Here is a 19,014-nt window from a genome sequence, read left to right as displayed (position 1 = left end):
TAAACCCGCTGCCCTTTGCCCCATGCTCACAAAGTAACCATGGCTTTGATCACCCCTGTTTCCGGCAGCAGCCAGGAAGCAAATTGTTCACCGACCTGATCGAACGAAACACGGTGTGTGATATAGGTCGTGGGATCGATGTAGTTGGCCTTCAGGGAGCGGATGACGTGCTCGAAATCGCTCCGCGTCGCATTGCGGCTGCTCATAAGCGTCGCCTCCCGTTTGTGGAACTCGGGGTGGCTGACCACAATTTCTTCCCGCTGCAAACCTACCAGCACATACCGGCCGCCGTGTGCGAGGTATTTGAAGCCTTCGTTGATGGCACGGCGACTGCCTGTAGCATCAATCACTACCGTCGGCATATCTCCATGCGTGATTTCGGATAGCCGGGCGACGACATCCTCGGTCTTGCCGTTAATCGTATGGGACACGCCCAGTTTCTCCCGGCAAAAAGTCAGCCGCTGTTCGTTCAGGTCCAGCGCGATAACTTTGGCGCCGGCGATCCGGGCAAATTCCATCGTGCCCAGGCCAATCGGTCCTGCACCTACGACCAGCACAAACTCTCCCGGCTGAATACCCGCTCTCCGAACGCCGTGTGCGCCGATAGCGAGTGGTTCTACGAGGGCCAGTTCATCGTAGCTGAGCCCCTCGCCATGTAAAAGGGTTTCGGATGGGACGGAAAGGTATTCGACCATCCCTCCGTCGACGTGCACGCCGCATACCGCGATCGTTACACAGCAGTTCGGTTTTCCGGAGCGGCAGGCCACGCAGGTACCGCAGCTGTAGTAGGGAATGAAAGTCACGGCCTCCCCTTTTTCAAATCCGGCGGCGTCACCCGGTTCGACCAGCTCCGCAGCCAGCTCGTGGCCCAAAACGCGCGGATAGGAGAAAAAAGGTTGCGTTCCTTCAAAGGCATGCAGGTCTGTTCCGCAGATACCGATTCGTTTGATTTTGAGAAGGGAATGGCCCGGCGTCAGTTCCGGCATGGGGATTTCCCCGTAGGCCAGTTGACGGGGCGTCAGGCAAGTCAGTACGTTCATCGTCTTCGCAGCGGTCCGGTCCATTCCGGACGCCTTTGCAAAACAAGCCGCTTTCAGCCGAATCCCGTCTTACATTCTTTGCAAAAGGCTGTGAAATCTTAACATGCTTTTGAAACAGGCGGGGATGATATTCCCCAAGAACGGCCGTTTTCCGCCTGTTTTCCGTGCAGCGAGGCCATTCGTCGAAAACCCCTCATCAGCCGGAAAGACACTGCTAATTTTGATGCATAATTAATCAGGTCCAAAGGCGGACGGACCTGACGGACGATATCAGACCCTCTTCCGCCGTCTGGGGGAAGAGGGTTTTTACTGAACGAACAAAAAAGTTTCCATCGACGATATATCAGCAATCCTTCAACCTGAATTCCCGTATATATTATCAAAAATAAGAATATATAAATAGCCTACTTGTTACCTTATAGTTATGCAGACACCCCGCCCGGAATACCGGTGCGGGGTGTCTGCTTTATGCTTCTTTGTGTACCAGCCATTCTCCGTTTCCGACGGGTACCAGGGCTGTGTCAAAACCGGGCGCCGAGGCCGTCAGTCCGATAAAGGCCTGCATCTCGGCGGCATGGGAGACGGCGTTGTCAGCGACGATCAGACCGCCCGGCATCAGCAGCCGTTGCAACACCGGCCACCAATCGGTGTACTGCCCGCGATCTGAATCCAGAAAAATGAAATCGAAAGCGGCATCGGGCTGGGCCGGGAGCCACTCGTCCGCGTCCGTAACAACCAGCTCTACTTCGACCTGAGCCCGTTCAAAATTGGCCTGCGCAAGGGCAGCTTTTGCCGCGCTGCGCTCCAGCGTGGTTACCCGGCCGCCGGTTTGCCTGGCTGCGTCGGCCAGCCAGATGGTCGAATAGCCATTTGAAGTACCGATTTCGAGTATCCGGCTGTAGCGGCCCGTTTTCACCAGCAAGGCCAGAAACGGTCCGGTATCGGGTGTGATATTCAGCATCTTCGCCTCGCGGGCGGTATGCGCCTGATCGTTCTCCCTGCCAAAGGTGGCAAGTTCAGTAAGCAGGTCTTTTCGGAAAGCTTGCATAGCCGGGTGTATTAGGGTCGAAAGATACGCATCAGACGCGCAGACCAGCGAGGATCAGCGCGGAGATACCCCAACCCGCCGCCCAGATGCCATACCCTTGCCAGGGAGAAGATACCCTATTGATTTCCAGAACTTTCCGATACCGAATGGCTCCGATATGTAAAAAAAACGTCCAGACACCGAGGAAATAATACGGTATAAAAAACAGCAGCGACGGATCGTTATTAACGCCCCAGGCCGCAAAATGAAAGTTGGTATCGGTACCGCTGCTCCGGCCTGTCAGCACCGCAGAAACATGGATCAGCATAAACAGCGCCAGGTAGATACCCGACCCGCGCTGGACCCGTTCCCAGAACGATAATTTCCGGCCGGTACGCGTAAAAGCGAGCCGTAATCCTGTTCCGATCTGCACGACGACGCTCAGCAGCAATATCCCTTCCACGACCGGTTGCCGGTATATTTTCCGGAATCCATCCATGAAGGCAATATGCGCGTCAGGGCCGCTCCAAAAGGCTGTCAGGTGGTTCAGCAGGTGCGGAAGAATAAAGGCTGCCAGGACGACAGACGAAAGGCGGTGTATTTTTTTCATGGCTTAACGGGCGGGAATATACTCCCTTCTTCCTTCCCGGATAATGAACAACAGGAGTACACGGGCGGGCAACTGCCCCCGGTTTTCGAGCAGGGAATGGAGGGTCATCCGCGGCTCGTGAAACATTTGTCCTTCGGCAAATACCTCCGGCGATGCGCGGCGCAATCCGACCGAAACCTTCCCCTGCAATACATAGCCAAACAGATCTGCGTCGTGGTAGTGGGCAACGGTATCCCGGAACCCGGCGGGTACTTCCATCACTTTGCTTACCAGGCGGTAGCTGCCCAGGGAGTCGCTGAGCTGTCGGCTCAGTACATCGGAAAAAGCCAGCATACCGTGCTGGTGCTGCGCCGCGAGCGGCAGACAGATCAATAGCAGCAGGCCGCAAAAAAGTGTCTTCATGGGGTGAGATTGTTTTTTCCCGACGACGGGATGCGCTAAAATTGCACCATCACCGCTGCCTTCCCGGCGACCAGTTCCTAAAAATTCAGGAGTCCACCATGCCTTTTCCATCCGATTGGATCCCGCTCGACCGTACTTTCAGCCTGCCGCTGTACCGCCAGCTCGCCAATGGTTTTGTCACGCTTATCCAGGACGGACGGCTTCCGGCCGGAAGCCGGATCCCGGGAAGCCGGCAGCTCGCTCTCGCGCTGGGCGTACACCGGAAGACGGTCCTTTCCGCATACGATGAGCTCCTGCTTCAGGGATGGCTTACTTCCTCCCCGCGGAGATACCTGGCCGTATCCGCCACACCGCCTGGTCAGGCGCCGGAGGCGGCAGGTACCGGGCACATTCCGGAAATGCCTGCGTTTCAATGGGCGGAAGACTACCCGCGCCTGCCCGCAGGTTACCCCGGCCGGGGATTGGTTTTTGACGACGGATTCCCGGACGTACGCCTGGCGCCGATGGAGGAACTCATGCGTGCCTACCGCAAAATCGCCCGGCGGAACCTGACACAACCCTTTCTTAAATATACTTCCCCTTACGGTATTGACGCCCTCCGGGAGGATATCGCCGCTTTTGTAACCGAGACACGGCATCTACCCTGCCGCCCGGAGAATATCCTGCTCACACGGGGTGCGCAGATGGCTTTTTCGTTGATTTGTCAGTCGGTACTCCGGCCGGGCGACCGCGTTGCAGTGGGAGAACTGGACTACTTTTTCCTCGTTCAGATTGCCCGGTCCTATCGAGCAGAAATAGTGCGGATCCCGGTTACGCCTCAGGGTATCTGTGTGGATTCACTGGAAGAATATTGCCGGCACGAGCAGATCCGGATGCTGTACCTCACGCCGCATCACCACTACCCTACTACCGTCACGCTGCCACCGGAGCATCGCGAGCGTCTCCTGGCGCTTGCCCGGGAGTACGCGTTCGCGATTGTGGAGGACGACTATGATTTTGATTTTCAGTTCGATAACAGGCCATATGTGCCGCTGGCGGGGCTCGATCGCAGCGGTACCACCCTCTACGTCGGTACCTTCAGCAAACTGATTGCTCCGTCGATACGCGTCGGGTTTGTGGTGGCGCCGGCCCGGTTTGTTGACGGATTGGCTGCCCGTCGGCGACTAATTGATTTTCAGGGAGATAGTGTCGTCGAAAAAGCGCTTTCGGAGCTATTCCGGGAAGGCGTTATTACCGCGCACATCAAAAAAACCAACCGTATCTACCGGGAGCGCCGGGATCATCTTTCGGCATTACTCCGCGACCAGCTACCCGGTGAAACCGAATTTGAGTTGCCTTCCGGCGGGTTAGTACTCTGGACGCGGTTCCGGTCGCCGCTGCCTGCAATAGCTGCTGAGGCATACCGCCGGGGACTGGTATTCAGCGATGGGACCTTTTACGGACCGAACGCGGGTGGGGCGACGCGCCTCGGTTTCGCCTCGTTGACCCTGGCGGAGCAGGAGCAGGCGGTGTCGATTCTCAAAGAAAGTATTCAGGCAGTCCAGTAAACCCCCGCTATTCCGCAACAGGCTTTGACGAGCAGCAGGCCGTCGATCACGATGAGGTAGAACAGTATCCGCCTTCGGTTTTGGAGAGACCAGGCGACGAGAAACATAATCAGAAAAGGTAATCCATTGAGAATAAGGCGTCTGTTAGTGAGATCCCGGTAGGACGCGAAGATCAGGAAAGACGCGAGGCCCAATGCCAGGAGCGGCATCAGGATGTAGAAAATGGTCCGCCGGAGACCCACCCGGACCACAAAGGTTTTGAGTTGACGGTTGGCGTCGTCCGCGTAATCCTTCATGTCAAACATGATCGCGTTTACGGTACAAAACATCCAGTTTTTCAGGAAAAACCAGGGCAGCAGCGCCGGTTGCGCCAGCTCCGCATGCTGCTCCATCCGAACGGCCATCACGGGAAACAGCGTCACTACCCCCGCCCAGACAAACCCGATGACGAACGGCTTCAACCACCCCGTACTCCGCAGGTTAAGTGCCGGGAAAAACCCGTAATACAGCAACGCCGCAAAAGGTACCGGGATAGCCGCCAGCCAATAGTAAACCGGTATAGTGACGTTATTCCGCCAAAACGTTGCAGCGAGTACAATTCCTGATGCGACACCCAGTCCGGAAAAAAACCATTGACTGCACCGGACAAATACCCGATGCTGCCGGTACCATTCTGAGCGGGGGTTCCGGGAGGCTGCTGCGGATTTGGGGACGACATACGCGGTGGTATAGTACACAACCGTCCACGAAAAAAGACAAACGTAGTAGGCAGGCGAATTAAAGGGAAGTCCGAGCTGACTGGAGGCTTCGACCGACAACAGGATGGCCAGCAGCCCAAGAAAGTAATTGGAGAAGAAAACAAAGCGGATGAGTCGCATCGTGGTTCAACGGGTATAATCCTCCAGGCGCGTCCGATCCAAGATAGCGATTCTTTTGCCTTGAAAGGCAAGTATTTTTTCTTCTTCCCACTCCGAAAGCGTCCGGAAAACGGTCTCGTACGTTGTGCCGGCATAGGCTGCCAGGTCCTGCCGGCTGGGAATAATGCAGATAAACCCCTCACTATCAGCCCCGAATTTCCGCTCAAGCATCAGCAGCATATCAGACACCCTGCCCCGGACATCCATGAGCGCCAGGGTGCGCATCCGTTTCTCGGACTCCTGCAACGTACGGGCGTAGAGGTCGAGCAGGCGTTGCGTCAACCGGTGGTTGACTTCGAGCATGGACTGGAAGAAGGCCCGTTCGACGAAGCAGATCACCGTCTCGTCGAGTGCCGTCGCCGATATCGGAAAAACCGGGTCAGGAGCAAGCCCGCGAAAGCCGATCATTTCCCCTTTTCCGGCGAAATTGAGTATGAGCTGTTTTTGAGCCCCCCAGGCCATGTGGATCTTCACAAGTCCTTCGAAAACAAAGTATGCGCCGCTGACCGGCGTTCCCTCTGCAAAGATTTCCTCCCCTTTCCGAAACGTACGCATCGTTCGGGCAGCAGGCAGGATATCCCGCCAGGCATCGGGACAGCTGGTGCAGAAAAGGCAGGAGGCGAGATCGCAGGTTACTTTTTTCACCGGGACAAGTTACGCCGGGACGGGCTTCCGCACCGCCAGGCGCTTTCGTTTTTTCGGGCGAACGGGCCGCCTGGGGTATTGCCGGTTTTCCGGGATATTGTTGATGACAATGGCGACCAGCAACAGCAGGCTCACGCCTGTAAACACGGGCGAGACCGTATATCCATACCCGAGGGCTTTGATTTTATCGGTTCCGATATTGGCGATCAGGGCTGTGGCGCCGGCGGGAGGATGAAGCGTCTTGGTAATCTGCATCCCGACGATGGATAGTGAAACGGCAAGGCCGGCCGCCAGCCAGAGGGTGTCCGGGCAGCATTTGTGAACCGTTACCCCGATAACAGACGCCAGAACGTGGCCGCCGAGCACATTGCGCGGCTGCGCGAGCGGACTATCCGTCGCGCCGAAAATCAACACACACGACGCGCCGAACGATCCGATGAGAAATACCCGGTCGGTCATCGGAAACGCCTGTTGCATATACCCGAGCAAGGCTATACCTGTAAAAGCGCCGAGAAAGGTCCAGAAGTGATCCGCCGGTTCGAGCAACGTCTCTTTGTACAAGACGTACCGGGCCACCCGGTAACTCCGGTGTAAGGATTTTCGCATGGGAAAGCTACCTAATAATTGTTACTTCGGTCATTTTAATAAGCTACTATCGTGCAAATATAGACGCCAAATATGACAATGGTCATATTTGGTTCATTTGAGAATAGCATCCCGAAAAGCAAAAATCCCGTACCGTTAGCTCAAACGGTACGGGATTCATCGCAGAAATACCGGGAACATTACCGGTTGAGAATTTCCTGAAACGCTTCAGCAAACAGCCCTACGTCATTTCCATCCGCCAGCGCGTGGTTGACGTGTATCGACACCGGCATGGAGCGCCTGCCTTCCGTTTCGGTCATTTTGCCGAAGGATATTTTCGGGCAGCTATCCCGGAAGGAAAAGCTCCGCGCATGCGACAGGGAGGTAAAATCGAGCCACGGCAAAGAGGAACAATGGACGACGTTTTCACCTGAGGCAGAGCCGAAAAGGCCGGTCGACTCCCGTACCCGCGTGATTTCCTTCTCGGCTTCCACCCGGAAATCTTCAAACGACTCCTGATATTCCATGTAGGCAAACCCAAAGGTGCCATCAGGCCGGTTGATTGTGGGCGACGGGTGTACCATGTCGTATAACCAGACGTGCTCGCCGTCGATCCGGTACCGGAACGACTCAATCCGATTCGCAGCCGTAAGCGCTGCATGGAGGTAATACAGAAAGAAGGGATATCCGTTTTCCCGGCTGACGTGGTAGGCGCGCGTGACGTCCACTCTAATGACCACGCCGAAAAAAGGCTCCTCAAATGCGGAAAAGAAGCGGAAATGATCTTTCCGCTTCCAGGTATTCAGGTCGAGTTCCTGTTTCATACAAAGGCAAGTATCTCGCGGATGGTCGCCATTTGGGAGAAGTTGGCGTGCTCAACGGCATGATCGATCTGTTCGTGCGCCCACGTTATGTCAAAAGGAACGTGCACGGCATGGCCGCCTACGCCGAGTACAGGCAGAATATCAGACTTGAGGGAATTTCCGACCATGAGAAACGCCTCCGGACGAATGTCGAGGTGTCGGATCAATTTGGAATAGTCTGCTTCCTTCTTGTCTGACATAATCTCAATGTGATGGAAGTACTTTTCCAGACCGGATTTCCGGAGTTTCCGTTCCTGATCGAGCAGGTCTCCTTTGGTGGCGACGACCAGCCGGAAGCGACCGTACAGGGTAGAAAGTACCTCTTCAACTCCTTCCAGCAGGATAACCGGCTTCTCGAGCATTTCCTTGCCGTATCCGAGGATTTCCTCGATGATGCGCGGCGGGATCTGGTAATCCGTGATTTTCAGCGCTGTTTCGACCAGGCAGAGAACAAAGCTTTTGATACCGTATCCGTACAAGGGTAGATTCTGCATCTCGACAGCGAAGAGTTCGCGTTCGGCCTGATTGGGGGGCATGTAACCGCTCAGCAATTCGCAGAATTTTACTTCGGCTTCGCGGAAATAGGGCTCGTTGATCCAGAGGGTATCGTCGGCGTCGAAAGCAATAACTTCAATGGGCATGGCTGTAGTAGTAATAGAGATACAAAGAAAGCGGGAGACGGGGAAAAATCTCCCGGCGTCGGGTTAATTTCCTTATTTGAGGAAATCTATTGAGATCCTGACCCGGAATCCCCTCCGGCAGTGCCTACCGATTGAGACGATGGTCCGGTACTATCGGTCTCTCTCTCATCGCCATCCATTACTTTTCCGTCCTTCCCTCCTCCCCTTTCGTCCCGCACGAAAGCCCGTCTGTCATATTATCATGCAATATAAGCTACTATGCTTTGCACAGTAGCTCTGCCTTTCTACTTTTGCATCGATTGAAATCTATAACCGACCATGAAAAAAGCACTCCTTCTCCTCTCATTATCAGCCCTTTCTGTGGCAGGCTACAGCCAATGCAACCAGAAACTCGCCCTGGAGTCTTCCAAAACGGAATACCTCGACGCCGCAGGAACCGTTCAGCGAACCGTAGATGAAAACAGTACACTTTCGATTGGCACAAAAGACATTACGATTATCCCCGGCGGGCAGACCGACCACCAGATGAACGGCACCATCGAATCCGTCGTATCCTGCGCCTGGTCCACTCCCTACAAAACGGGCAAGACGGTGCTCAAAGCGGTATTCGGCGATGTTTCCGGGGATCAGAAACACGCCACCCTCACCATTGAAGGCAAGGATGGCGCGCTGACTTTTCTGATGGAAATCGACGAATTCAAGGATAAGAAAATCCGTGTCAGCCTCTCCAAATTCGAAGAAGCGAAATAAGCTTAGCCATTGACGATCTGCCCGCCGTTCGGGTGAATGACCTGCCCGCTGATATACGACGCGTCTTCGCTGGCCAGGAATACGAAGGCCGGCGCCACTTCGCAGGGCTGTCCGGCCCGACCGAAGGGCGTATCTTTTCCGAACTGGCGCACTTTCTCCTCGTCGAACGTCGACGGAATAAGCGGCGTCCAGATCGGTCCCGGCGCTACCGCGTTGACTCGGATGCCGCGGTCGGCCAGGTTCAACGCAAGCGAACGGGTAAACGAGACAATAGCCCCTTTGGTCGATGAATAGTCGAGCAGCGCGGGACTCCCGTGATACGCCGTTACCGAGGTAGTATTGACGATGGTATCGCCGGGCTTCATGTACGGCAGCACCGCCTTACTGAGGTAGAAAAAGGAAAAAAGGTTGGTGCTGAACGTACGCAGGAGTTGTTCCCCGGATACGTCGACAATTTCCTGGCGGGGCGTTTGCTCCCCGGCGTTGTTAACCAGGATATTGATGCGACCGAATACCTCAGCCGTTTTTTCCACTACCTGCCGGCAGAAGGATTCTTCGCCGATATCCCCTTGCAGGAGCAGGCAGATGGCGCCTTCGGCTTCGACAAGTTCGCGGGTTTCGAGCGCATCCTGGTCTTCGTTGAGGTAGACGATCGCTACGTGCGCGCCTTCCCGCGCGAAGTGCACGGCAACGGCACGTCCGATGCCGCTGTCTCCGCCGGTGATGAGCGCTACTCTATCGTTCAGCTTTCCGCTGCCCTGATAGTTGTCCCGGATGAAGACGGGCTTGGGAATCATTTCTTTTTCGATTCCGGGTGGCAGAATAGACATAGCAGTACAGATTTTGTGGAACGGAGACAGTCCCTGCCGTTGATGGCAGGGACTATTTTTATTCGGTCAGCGCAGCAGCGTTGACAAAGGATTCGGCTAATGCGGTCAGCTTCCGGTCGGCCGACTCCTCCTCTTCCAGCGTCGCCGACAGCAGGCGGACGGCCTCTTGATGCGCCATCAGCGCCGCCCACGACCGCAGGGTTCCATAGGTTGCAATTTCGTAGTGCTCTACTTTTTGGCAGGCGGCAATGACGCCGGCATCACGGGTGATGGAGTCGGTTTCAGAATCGGATACAATGTCCGTCGCTTCGTCAATCAGCCCCGCCATCGCCTCGCATTTGCGTTCTTTCGGCTCAAGACCGATGGAAGCAAAGACTTTTTCCAGCCGGGTGACATGCCCCTCGGTTTCGTCGAGGTGGTCCCGGATGAGCTGCTTTACTTCGTCTGTCGTCGCGGCGTCGGCCATTTTGGGCAACGCCGTCAGCAATTCATTTTCAGCCCAGTAGATATCCTTGAGCTGGTCGACAAACAATTCGTGAAGGTTATCGGCCTTCTCGGTACGGAAAAGATCTCGGATGGTTGACATAGCAAGAGGTAGTTGGTTTTTCGGCTTCAGGGCGAAAAACACATTCCAGTTTTGGGAGCAGCGGGAGTCGTTGCTGCTGCGCCCCATCTTTCCCGGGAAAGAAACCACCCAATGTGCGGGGGTTACCCATCTCCCGGCACGCAATTTTTCCGGAAAAATTACTAACCTTACTTACTGACTATCATGGGCTTGCAGAAATACAAGAAGAAACGCTCCTTTGAAAAGACGCCCGAACCGAAGGGCGGAAAAGCGGGTTCCGGCGCGCTGCGGTTCGTAGTTCAGAAACACGACGCCTCCTGCCTGCATTATGATTTCCGGCTGGAAATGGACGGCGTTCTGAAAAGCTGGGCTATTCCCAAAGGCCCTTCGACAGATCCGTCCGTCCGCCGCCTCGCCGTTCAGGTCGAAGACCACCCTTATGCCTACAAGGATTTCGAAGGAACAATCCCGGAGGGCAATTACGGCGCCGGTACTGTTATCATCTGGGATGAAGGCGAATACGAACCGATAACGCCTGCCAAGGGCAAAAAAGCGCAGGAAAAAGAACTCCTGAACGAGCTGCGCGACGGCTCCCTGAAGATCATCCTGCATGGGCAAAAGTTAAAAGGGGAATTTGCCCTCGTCCGCGCGGGCGGCATGGGCGACAACGCCTGGCTGCTCATCAAGCACCGCGACGCCGAAGCCAGCTCCCGGGACATTACGAAAGACAACAAGTCGGTGCGGACGGGTGAGCCCCTCGCACCCCGGCACCGCGGGAAGAAAAAACCGGCTGCGGATGAGTCAGGCGAAGCCCCTCCCCCGGTGGCTCCGATGCTGGCCACGTTGACAGACGCCCCGTTTGACCGCGAAGGTTGGTCTTTCGAAATCAAATGGGACGGCTACCGGGCACTCTGTTTCCGCGACGGAGCGAAAACAGAACTGCGCTCCAGAAACGACCAGTCGTTCAACGAACGCTTTTACCCTATTTACGACGCAGTTGCAGCGTGGGATATCCGGGCGGTGGTGGACGGAGAAATCGTTGTTGCCGATGAAAACGGCGTTTCCCACTTCAACGACCTCCAGCACTGGCATTCGAAAGAAGACGGACCGTTGTACTACTATGTTTTCGATCTTTTATGGCTCAACGGGCGATCGCTGCTCAACCGGCCTCTGTCAGAGCGGCAGGAACTGCTCCGGGGCCTGATACCGCCACGCGGCCCGATCCGGATGGGTATAGTAGTGGAAACAAGCGGGTTGTCGTTTTACCAGGCGGCTCAGAAACTGGGTCTCGAAGGCATCATGGCCAAGCGGATGGACAGCCTGTACCGGCCCGGGACGCGGTCGAAAGACTGGCTGAAAATGAAAATCCAGCAGCGGCAGGAGGTAGTTATCGCCGGATATACCCGAAAACGGGACTCTCCGCGGTCGTTCAGCTCCCTGCTCCTGGCGCTCCGGGAAAAGGGACAATGGCGGTATGCGGGTAAAGTAGGTACGGGCTTTTCCGATGCGTTTCAGAAAGAGCTTCTTTCGAAACTGAAACCCCGGGACACCAGCCCGCTCTCCGGGCCGCTGACCGGCGGCGCAGCCCTGCCGCCGCATACCGAAATCGTCTGGACGGAACCGGAGCGGGTGGCCGAAATCAACTACACGGAAATTACGCCGGACGGCGTTTTCCGGCACCCGTCGTTTGTGGCGCTGCGCGACGACAAGCGGCCGGCCAATGTTCAACCCGAAACCGCAACTAAATCGATGAAACCATCCTTCCTGCCCGACGAAAACGACGCGAAAGTTCGGGTCGGCAAACGCACCCTGTCGTTCAGCAATCTCAACAAAAAGTACTGGCCTGATCTGACCAAGCGGGACCTGCTGAACTACTACCACGAGGTCGCTCCCTTCCTGTTGCCGTATCTGAAAGACCGGCCCCTCTCGCTCAACAGATACCCCAATGGTATTTCGGGGAAAATGTTTCTGCAGAAAGATGTCTCCGGGCAGGTACCTGACTGGCTGCATACCTTGCTATACCATCCGGAAGACGATCCGGACGCGGATAAGCACTTCGCTATGGCAGACGACGAAGCTTCGCTGCTGTACCTTGTCAACATGGGTACCATCGATCCGCATCCCTGGAGTAGTACGGCGTCGCGGCCGGATCACCCGACGTGGTGCATCATCGACATCGATCCGGACAAACAGACGTATGATCAGGTAGTGGAAACAGCCCTCGCCGTGCGGGATATTCTCTCGGAATACGGTATAGAATCGTACCCGAAAACCAGCGGGGCAACAGGTATGCACGTCTATCTTCCACTTGCCGGAAAGTATACGTATGAGCAGTCCCGAACCCTTGCCGAGTACATCGCCTCGCGGGTTCACGAACGGCTTCCAGACTTTACTACCCTGGAGCGGTCGGTAAAAGCACGGAAGGGGAAACTATACATTGATTACCTGCAAAACCGCCCGCAGGCAACCGTCGCGCCGCCCTATATTGTGCGCCCCAGACCCGGCGCGCCGGTATCTACGCCGCTGCATTGGGACGAGGTACGGAAAGGGCTCGATCCGGCCCGTTTTCATCTCCGGAATACCCTCGACCGGCTCCGCGAGACGGGCGATCTTTTTGCACCTGTACTGAAAAAAGGCGCCGACCTGCGGCGCCTCCTGGAAACGGGAAAAGAATAGTACGATCTGCTACTTCAGGCTGTAAAAAAAGGTTCTCAGCTCGTCCGCAAATGCTTCCGGTACTTCCAGTGCGGCAAAGTGCCCTCCTTCTTTCATGTTCCGGAAGCTGACGACATGGACAAAGCGCTCAGCCCATTCCCGGGGAAATTGCGCTTCCCGCGGGAATACCGCTATCCCAGCCGGAACACGCGTTTTCTGAAGAGGCTTTTCCCCTCCCCACAGCGCCAGGGCGTCTGTTTTGTACATCCGGACGGAGGTGGCGATCGTCTGCGTCACCCAATAGATCATCACATTGGTCAGCAGCTCGTCCCGGCCACCAAAGGCCTGTTCGATGATTTCATAGGGAGCGCCGGCGTTTCCGAAGCTCAGCATCCAGGCGGCCAGCCCCGCCGGAGAGTCGTTAAGGCCATAGGCAAGGGACTGCGGCTTGGTCGACTGCACCATCGCATAGGCGCCTTCGCTGTACCACCATTGCTGCACAAACTGGGCAAATTGTTTCTCCGCTTCGGTCATCGTTGCCGGATCTTCCTGGCCCATCGGATACCCGGCGTCTGTAAGGTGTATGCCGGTCACCTGATCGGGGTAGTTGGAGGCGAGCGCTTTCACAACGTTCATTCCCATATCGCCGCCGGCTGCATAGAATTTCAAATACCCCAGGTTTTCCGTCATCAGTACTTTCCATAGATCGGCTACCTGCCGGCTCGACATAGATGCCTTCTCTGAAAATCCGAATCCGGGAATCGAAGGAATAATCAGGTCGAAAGACTGCTCTCCCTCTGTCAGCAGCGGAATAATCTTGTGAAAACGGTAGTAGCTGTCCGGCCAGCCATGCGTCAGAATCAGCGGCTTCGGGTTCTTCCCTTTTCCCTTGATGTACTGAAAATGAACCTTGACGCCGTTGACATCGGCAATGTACTGCGGATACTGATTAAGCGCCGCTTCCTGCTTACGCCAGTCATACTGTGTGAGCCAGTACTTGACCAGCTCCTTCAGGTAGGCTTCACTGGTACCAAAATGCCAGCCTGACCCGTCGGCTTCGCCCGGCCAGCGGGTATTTTGCAGACGGCTTTTCAGGTCGTTCAGTACTTCGGGCGAAACAGAGACGCGGAATTCGGTGACGTTTTTCATGGTAGATCGATTTTGTGAGTAGGAATGGAAAAAGCTGAAAATGAGCAGTGTGAATAGAGAAAGTTTGTTCATGGTGTTTACGAGCAGGACCAGAACAAAGGTAGATTTCCTGCCAACGCACGGTTAGGCAGGAAGACGGTAGAACCAGCACAAATGGCGGTATCGTTATACTTTCCGGTACTGCGTAGGGGTCTCACCGGTGGCCCTTTTGAATACCCGGGCGAAGTGGGATGCGTCTTCAAATCCCAGCCACTGGCAGATTTCCTGCACCGAGAAGGCGGTCTGTTTCAGCAGGCTACGGGCTTCCATCATGACGTATTCGTCGATAAACACTTTCGCCGGTTTACCCAATTCGGCCTGGAGTACTTCGCTGAGGTATTTCGGGGTAATGTGAAGCTGGTCGGCGTAAAAGGCGACTTCCTTGTGTTCGGCAAACTGTTCGGCCACTAGTTTCCGGAAGGAGCTGGCAATCTTTTCCCGGTTGGATACGGGCGAATTGCGGGAAGGGTCGGCGGAATGAAACGAATCCACCAGCATGAGCAGGGAATGGACAATCCCCGGGACGGCCTTCCGGTCGTCTTTCAGCTCTTTCAGTAACCCGAATAAGGATGCCATTTTCTTCGTCTGCTCCGCTGTCAGCGCGATTACGTGCTTTCCCCCGTGAAAAAAGAACGGCAGCGAATGAAGGAACGAATGCGTTTGCAAATCACTGAAGAACTTTTCGGTGAAGTACACGGTATCATGCTCGGAGACGTAGTTGCCCGTCCACTGGCAAACCATTCCCGGCCCTACTGTTGTCAGGCTTCCTTCCGTTACAAAGTAGTCGGTACTACCGATTTTGAAGATATCTCCCGGTCCGGAATAGGTAATCCCGATGCCGTAGGCGAAGGTCCGGAAGGGAAAGTTGACGTGCGCCTTTTCATACGTATGCCGGTCGGCAAGGAAGAACGGAACACTCTGGTCATACGCGTTCTGATGCTTCAGAAACTCGTAGAGATTGAAGGATTTGAGGTTGAATTTTTTCTGCATGCCGGCGGAGGCGTGTTTTGGGGTAGTCCTTTTCAGGAAGCCGGGAAGATAGGCGGTTCGCGCTCGCGAAGCAAATACCCGCCGGCCGGACAGAAAGCACAGATGCCAGTTCCCATGGAACTGGCATCTGTCTCAAATAGAAGGTTTTACATAAAAAAAGGCTATTCCCCTCCCAGCAATTCCTTCAGCTTCTCATTCAGCCCTTCTGCCCGAAGATCCTTCGCGATAATCTTTCCCGACGGATCCAGCAGGAAATTTGCCGGAATCGACCGGATGCCGTAGATCTTGGCTACGCCGTTATCCCAGCCCTTGAGGTCGGAAACCTGCGTCCATTCGAGCTGATCCTTGGCAATGGCTTTGAGCCAGGCTTCTTTCTGGCCGGGGTTGTCGAGCGATACGCCGAGAATGGTAAATCCTTTTTCCTTGTATTTCTGATAGGCCTTGACAACATTCGGATTTTCCCGGCGGCAGGGACCGCACCAGCTCGCCCAGAAGTCGACCAGCACGTATTTACCCCGAAGACTGGAAAGCTTAAAGTCCTGACCTTCCGGCGTTTTCTGTGCGAAATCAGGCGCTTCTTTTCCAATTTTGGTTTTCTCCGGCGCGTCCAGTGCTACGGGTACGCCCTGGCCCAGGGGGGAGTTCTTCCACTTGGCGGGAAGCTTTTCATAGGCTTTGCGTACGCGGGCGGTCAGATCCTCCCGGGACGCGGCATGATTCAGGCTGATAACCGCCAGGTACGACTGCGGGTGCTGCTCCGCAAAGGTCACATACAGGCCATACAATTCACCCATCAGCGCATTTTCGCGTTCGATAAATCCGTTGACGACCTCCTTATCCTGACGCTTTTCTGCCGGCAACGCTTCAAATTCCTTCCGGAGAGCCGTGAATTTCTCGTCGTTCGGCTTCATCAGTTCCTTCAGCGCGGCGTGGTCCTGATTGAGGCCCGATCCGGAGAACTTACCGTTTTTCAGGGAATCGGGGGAGTTAAACGCAAAAGCCGACGGCTCCAGGTAAAACCGGAGGTAGTCCATTTTCTCACCGGGCTGAAGCCGGTTGACATACGGATTCCGGTTGAGGTAGAGGTTCGCCTGAACGGGATAGTCGAGCTTGCCTTTGAATTGAAATTCACCGCTTTTGACATTGGCTGAATCCGTTACCTGTTTATCAGCAGCGGTGTAAATGAGGTAGATTTTGTCTCCGTCTTTCAGGGAACCGGCTTTCCCTTTCAGGTCAAATTGCTGGGCCTGAGCGGAGAAAGCTGCCAGAGTGGCGAGAACGACAAGGCGCATAGTGGTTGGTTTGTTGACCGGTGAAAATACGCATTTTTTCGCCGAATCCCGGCGCATTTTCCCGTCAGGATACCTTTTTGGTGGTTCCTGCGAGGCTTTCCCGCAGGCGGCTGAGCAGGTCGCGGCTCTCGGCTGTGGGTACGCGGACAACCTTGGTTGCCGGTTTCTTTCCCTTTTCCTTCGCCCGGATCAGTTTCAGGAGTTTTTCGTTGTAGGTATCGTGGTAGCGCGACGGATCGAACGACTCGCTCATCTGGCCGATCAGGTCCACCGCCATCTTCAGCTCATCGGGGCGTACTCTGGCAGCAGGTATCGTCACCTCCGCCGGATCCCGGAGTTCGTTGGCAAACCGCAGGCGATGCAGCAGCAGCACGTTTCCGGACGAGCGGACCAATACCGGACTTTCCCTGTTTCGTAAGACAAACGAGCCGACTCCCGCCTTTCCGGTTTTTTTCAGCGCGTCGCGCAGGAGGGCATAAGCCCGAGCGCCCGACTTGTCCGGCTGCAGAAAGTATACGGTTTCGAAAAAGGAAGGATCGATGTCCGTTTCCTCCACGAATTCGCCGATTTCAATCATTTTCGTTTGCTCGGGACTCGCCTGTTCAAAGTCGCTGTCTTCCAGAATGACATACCCCGAATCAGTTTTAAATCCTTTGACGATGTCGTCCCAGACGACTTCCCGGCCGGTATCGGCGTTGACGCGGTGGTATTTGATCGCGGCGTGATCCCGCCGGTCCAGCATGTCGAGGTCGAGCGTTTCTTCCTGCGTGGCGCTCAGTAGTTTGACGGGTATATTAACGAGGCCGAATCCGATGGCCCCCGACCAGATAGCTCTCATAAGGCGTTTTTGAAAAAGCCGGGAGAATATCCCCCGGCCTGGTTACTGGTTCTTTTCCTTCTTTTTTGCGGGGACTTTGGCGCCCTCTTTCCGCGCTTCGGACAAACCGATCGCGATGGCCTGTTTCCGGTTGGTGACTTTTTTCCCCGATCCGGACCGGAGTTTCCCCTCTTTCATTTCATGCAGGTTCTCTTCTACTTTCTCCCCTGCCTTTTTTGAGTAACGTGCCATGACTGTATGCATTTGGTTTCAGATACTCCCGTAGCCGGACAGCTAAACGGGAGACAATAACATAGTGTAGAAAAAACCGTACTAGGTATGTATAGGTGTTACGAAACGGCTTTTGCCGCTCGCCAAACCGGCATTCGTCGTATATTGCGGGTAACGATCAAAAGAGCTATATGAAAATTACGGTGGAGTTTCTCGTCCCGGACGATTACGATGAGGAGCTGTATGAAGTACTCAGCGAGTTTGCCGGTCTGGAGCTGGATCTGCCTTACGACCTGGTTCCGCAGGCGGGCGACTACATCAATTTCCGGGAAACGGACTTCGTTAATCCGCCGGAATTTTGGGATGAGAACGGGGAAGAAGAGGATTTCCAGCGCTATAAAGTAGCCTATCAGGCCATTGCCGAGCGGAATCTGAAAGTAGTGCGGCGCGTATTCAGCCGGGATCGTATTACTCTGTTTTTTGAGATTGACAGCGTAGCCCTGTCGGAAGATGAGCCCATGTGAGCGGCATGACTACTACATTCCTGATCGAACTTGCCGGCTGGCTGGGAGCCGTTTTCTACGTCCTGGCGTATTTATTGCTGACCCTTGGGAAACTGAGCTCCCAGGGCATCCCGTTTCACCTGCTTAATATTCTCGGTGCGCTGGGATTGATCGTCCATTCCCTGTATTCCGGGAGCTTACCGAGCCTGGCCGTCAACGTCGTCTGGATGGGAATAGGCCTGGCCGCGATCGCCCGCAGAAACCGGGATCAGTGAGATCGACAGGAGGCGAAGCGCCCGGAGCTTGTATTCCGTCAGTTTCCGGTCAAACTCTGCCGGATCACTGACCAGGCTCAAATAGTAGTACGCACCGTCAACAATCACGAAAATCAGGTCGGCTACCACCCGGGGATCTTCCGTCAGCCTGATCTCGCCGTTTTCGGCGCACTGCCGGATGAGCGTCGCCAGGCGGGTATGAAGCAGGTCGAGCACGGATTTGAATTTCTCCTTCACCGTTTCGTTCCGGAAAATCAGCGCGTAGCAGCTGAAGGACAGGCCGTCGTCAAACAGGTCGTTCCACTTCTTGGAAAACAGCTTGTCAATCGTTTCCACGAGGGCCTCGCGCGTGGCGCCTTCCCGCTCAATCTGAAAAATCAACTGATACTGGCTCAGGATGTAGTCGATCAGTTCGTAAATCAGGTCTTCCTTCGTCTGAAAGTAATGGATGATGAGACTGGGATTGGTATTCATTTCCCTGGCAATTTTGGCGATGGACGTGTTCTCCAGCCCTTCCCGCTTCGCCACGGCATAAAACACCTCTATGATTTCCCGTTGCCGGATGTCTTTCAGACTTTTTCTTCCCATTTCGAGTAAAATATTTTCTCCCAAATATGCCTTTTTTTTCCCCGAATTCTCCC

The 19,014-nt window shown here is 55.1% G+C and carries 22 protein-coding genes; 5 read left to right on the top strand and 17 right to left on the bottom strand.

The genetic code is table 11. The features are described from left to right. Positions 1-26: 26 nt before the first annotated feature. The 4 genes from BLR09_RS00595 to BLR09_RS00580 form a co-directional block, all read right to left on the bottom strand. Positions 27-1,040 carry a zinc-binding alcohol dehydrogenase family protein gene (locus tag BLR09_RS00595; protein WP_093197775.1) on the bottom strand — a complete coding sequence of 338 codons (1,014 nt, stop codon included), beginning with the start codon at positions 1,038-1,040 and terminating at the stop codon, positions 27-29. Between the two features lie 466 nt (positions 1,041-1,506). Continuing rightward, the gene (locus tag BLR09_RS00590; RefSeq protein ID WP_093196488.1) at positions 1,507-2,088 is read right to left on the bottom strand and encodes an O-methyltransferase; all 582 of its coding nucleotides are present in this window, start codon (positions 2,086-2,088) and stop codon (positions 1,507-1,509) included. 31 nt (positions 2,089-2,119) lie between these two features. Then, positions 2,120-2,677, bottom strand: a complete 558-nt coding sequence (locus tag BLR09_RS00585; protein WP_093196486.1) for a hypothetical protein — start codon at positions 2,675-2,677, stop codon at positions 2,120-2,122. 3 nt (positions 2,678-2,680) lie between these two features. Continuing rightward, entirely contained in the window at positions 2,681-3,079 is a 399-nt protein-coding gene (locus BLR09_RS00580; protein ID WP_176785390.1) for a cupin domain-containing protein, read from the bottom strand. A 98-nt stretch (positions 3,080-3,177) separates the two neighbouring features. On the opposite strand from BLR09_RS00580, the gene BLR09_RS00575 reads away from it, so the two are divergent. Then, the gene (locus BLR09_RS00575) at positions 3,178-4,626 is read left to right on the top strand and encodes an aminotransferase-like domain-containing protein (RefSeq protein WP_143010974.1); all 1,449 of its coding nucleotides are present in this window, start codon (positions 3,178-3,180) and stop codon (positions 4,624-4,626) included. Here the strand turns inward: BLR09_RS00575 and BLR09_RS00570 are convergent. From BLR09_RS00570 to BLR09_RS00550, 5 genes are all read right to left on the bottom strand, one after another. Further along, complete coding sequence (locus tag BLR09_RS00570; RefSeq protein ID WP_093196482.1) at positions 4,611-5,504, bottom strand: UbiA family prenyltransferase; 894 nt, start codon at positions 5,502-5,504, stop codon at positions 4,611-4,613. The two genes, BLR09_RS00575 and BLR09_RS00570, sit on opposite strands and share 16 nt — an antisense overlap. Positions 5,505-5,510: 6 nt before the next feature. Beyond that, a complete protein-coding gene (locus BLR09_RS00565; protein WP_245689844.1) occupies positions 5,511-6,188 on the bottom strand; it encodes a Crp/Fnr family transcriptional regulator in 678 nt (225 codons plus the stop codon). A 9-nt stretch (positions 6,189-6,197) separates the two neighbouring features. Continuing rightward, positions 6,198-6,794 carry an HPP family protein gene (locus BLR09_RS00560; RefSeq protein WP_093196480.1) on the bottom strand — a complete coding sequence of 199 codons (597 nt, stop codon included), beginning with the start codon at positions 6,792-6,794 and terminating at the stop codon, positions 6,198-6,200. 179 nt (positions 6,795-6,973) lie between these two features. Continuing rightward, entirely contained in the window at positions 6,974-7,597 is a 624-nt protein-coding gene (locus tag BLR09_RS00555) for a chloramphenicol acetyltransferase (protein ID WP_093196478.1), read from the bottom strand. After that, entirely contained in the window at positions 7,594-8,277 is a 684-nt protein-coding gene (locus BLR09_RS00550) for an HAD family hydrolase (RefSeq protein ID WP_093196476.1), read from the bottom strand. Before BLR09_RS00550 ends, BLR09_RS00555 begins: the two co-directional genes overlap by 4 nt. A gap of 318 nt (positions 8,278-8,595) precedes the next feature. Between BLR09_RS00550 and BLR09_RS00545 the strand changes: the two genes are divergently transcribed. After that, positions 8,596-9,027, top strand: coding sequence for a hypothetical protein (locus BLR09_RS00545; RefSeq protein WP_093196474.1), 432 nt, complete (start codon positions 8,596-8,598; stop codon positions 9,025-9,027). Positions 9,028-9,029: 2 nt separating this feature from the next. Here the strand turns inward: BLR09_RS00545 and BLR09_RS00540 are convergent, their stop codons facing one another. Further along, the gene (locus tag BLR09_RS00540; protein ID WP_093196472.1) at positions 9,030-9,857 is read right to left on the bottom strand and encodes an SDR family oxidoreductase; all 828 of its coding nucleotides are present in this window, start codon (positions 9,855-9,857) and stop codon (positions 9,030-9,032) included. 58 nt (positions 9,858-9,915) lie between these two features. Continuing rightward, positions 9,916-10,443: a YciE/YciF ferroxidase family protein gene (locus BLR09_RS00535; protein ID WP_093197768.1), complete on the bottom strand. Its 528-nt coding sequence runs from the start codon at positions 10,441-10,443 to the stop codon at positions 9,916-9,918. Between the two features lie 183 nt (positions 10,444-10,626). On the opposite strand from BLR09_RS00535, the gene ligD reads away from it, so the two are divergent. After that, on the top strand, positions 10,627-13,098 hold the full coding sequence (gene ligD / locus BLR09_RS00530; RefSeq protein ID WP_093196470.1) for a DNA ligase D: 2,472 nt from the start codon (positions 10,627-10,629) through the stop codon (positions 13,096-13,098). Between the two features lie 9 nt (positions 13,099-13,107). On the opposite strand, the gene BLR09_RS00525 is transcribed toward ligD, so the two are convergent. The 5 genes from BLR09_RS00525 to BLR09_RS00505 all read right to left on the bottom strand — a co-directional run bounded on the left by BLR09_RS00525 (position 13,108) and on the right by BLR09_RS00505 (position 17,616). Further along, a complete protein-coding gene (locus BLR09_RS00525; protein WP_093196467.1) occupies positions 13,108-14,226 on the bottom strand; it encodes an epoxide hydrolase family protein in 1,119 nt (372 codons plus the stop codon). A gap of 165 nt (positions 14,227-14,391) precedes the next feature. Beyond that, on the bottom strand, positions 14,392-15,255 hold the full coding sequence (locus BLR09_RS00520) for a helix-turn-helix domain-containing protein (protein WP_093196465.1): 864 nt from the start codon (positions 15,253-15,255) through the stop codon (positions 14,392-14,394). A gap of 161 nt (positions 15,256-15,416) precedes the next feature. Continuing rightward, the gene (locus BLR09_RS00515; RefSeq protein WP_176785389.1) at positions 15,417-16,547 is read right to left on the bottom strand and encodes a TlpA disulfide reductase family protein; all 1,131 of its coding nucleotides are present in this window, start codon (positions 16,545-16,547) and stop codon (positions 15,417-15,419) included. 64 nt (positions 16,548-16,611) lie between these two features. Next, the gene (gene ku, locus BLR09_RS00510; RefSeq protein ID WP_093196461.1) at positions 16,612-17,385 is read right to left on the bottom strand and encodes a non-homologous end joining protein Ku; all 774 of its coding nucleotides are present in this window, start codon (positions 17,383-17,385) and stop codon (positions 16,612-16,614) included. Positions 17,386-17,427: 42 nt separating this feature from the next. Further along, positions 17,428-17,616: a DUF6496 domain-containing protein gene (locus BLR09_RS00505; protein WP_093197765.1), complete on the bottom strand. Its 189-nt coding sequence runs from the start codon at positions 17,614-17,616 to the stop codon at positions 17,428-17,430. A gap of 170 nt (positions 17,617-17,786) precedes the next feature. On the opposite strand from BLR09_RS00505, the gene BLR09_RS00500 reads away from it, so the two are divergent. Continuing rightward, positions 17,787-18,119, top strand: a complete 333-nt coding sequence (locus BLR09_RS00500; protein WP_093196459.1) for a hypothetical protein — start codon at positions 17,787-17,789, stop codon at positions 18,117-18,119. 5 nt (positions 18,120-18,124) lie between these two features. Then, positions 18,125-18,373, top strand: a complete 249-nt coding sequence (locus BLR09_RS25235) for a CBU_0592 family membrane protein (RefSeq protein ID WP_143010973.1) — start codon at positions 18,125-18,127, stop codon at positions 18,371-18,373. Here BLR09_RS25235 and BLR09_RS00495 read toward each other — a convergent pair. Beyond that, complete coding sequence (locus tag BLR09_RS00495; RefSeq protein WP_093196456.1) at positions 18,296-18,961, bottom strand: TetR family transcriptional regulator; 666 nt, start codon at positions 18,959-18,961, stop codon at positions 18,296-18,298. The genes BLR09_RS25235 and BLR09_RS00495 overlap by 78 nt on opposite strands. Positions 18,962-19,014 lie beyond the last annotated feature (53 nt).

The sequence above is a fragment of the Siphonobacter aquaeclarae genome (assembly GCF_900103285.1).
Taxonomy (GTDB): Bacteria; Bacteroidota; Bacteroidia; order Cytophagales; family Spirosomataceae; genus Siphonobacter; species Siphonobacter aquaeclarae.
The sequence above is the reverse complement of the archived record's forward strand: the minus strand, read 5'-3'. Positions and strand labels throughout refer to the sequence as shown.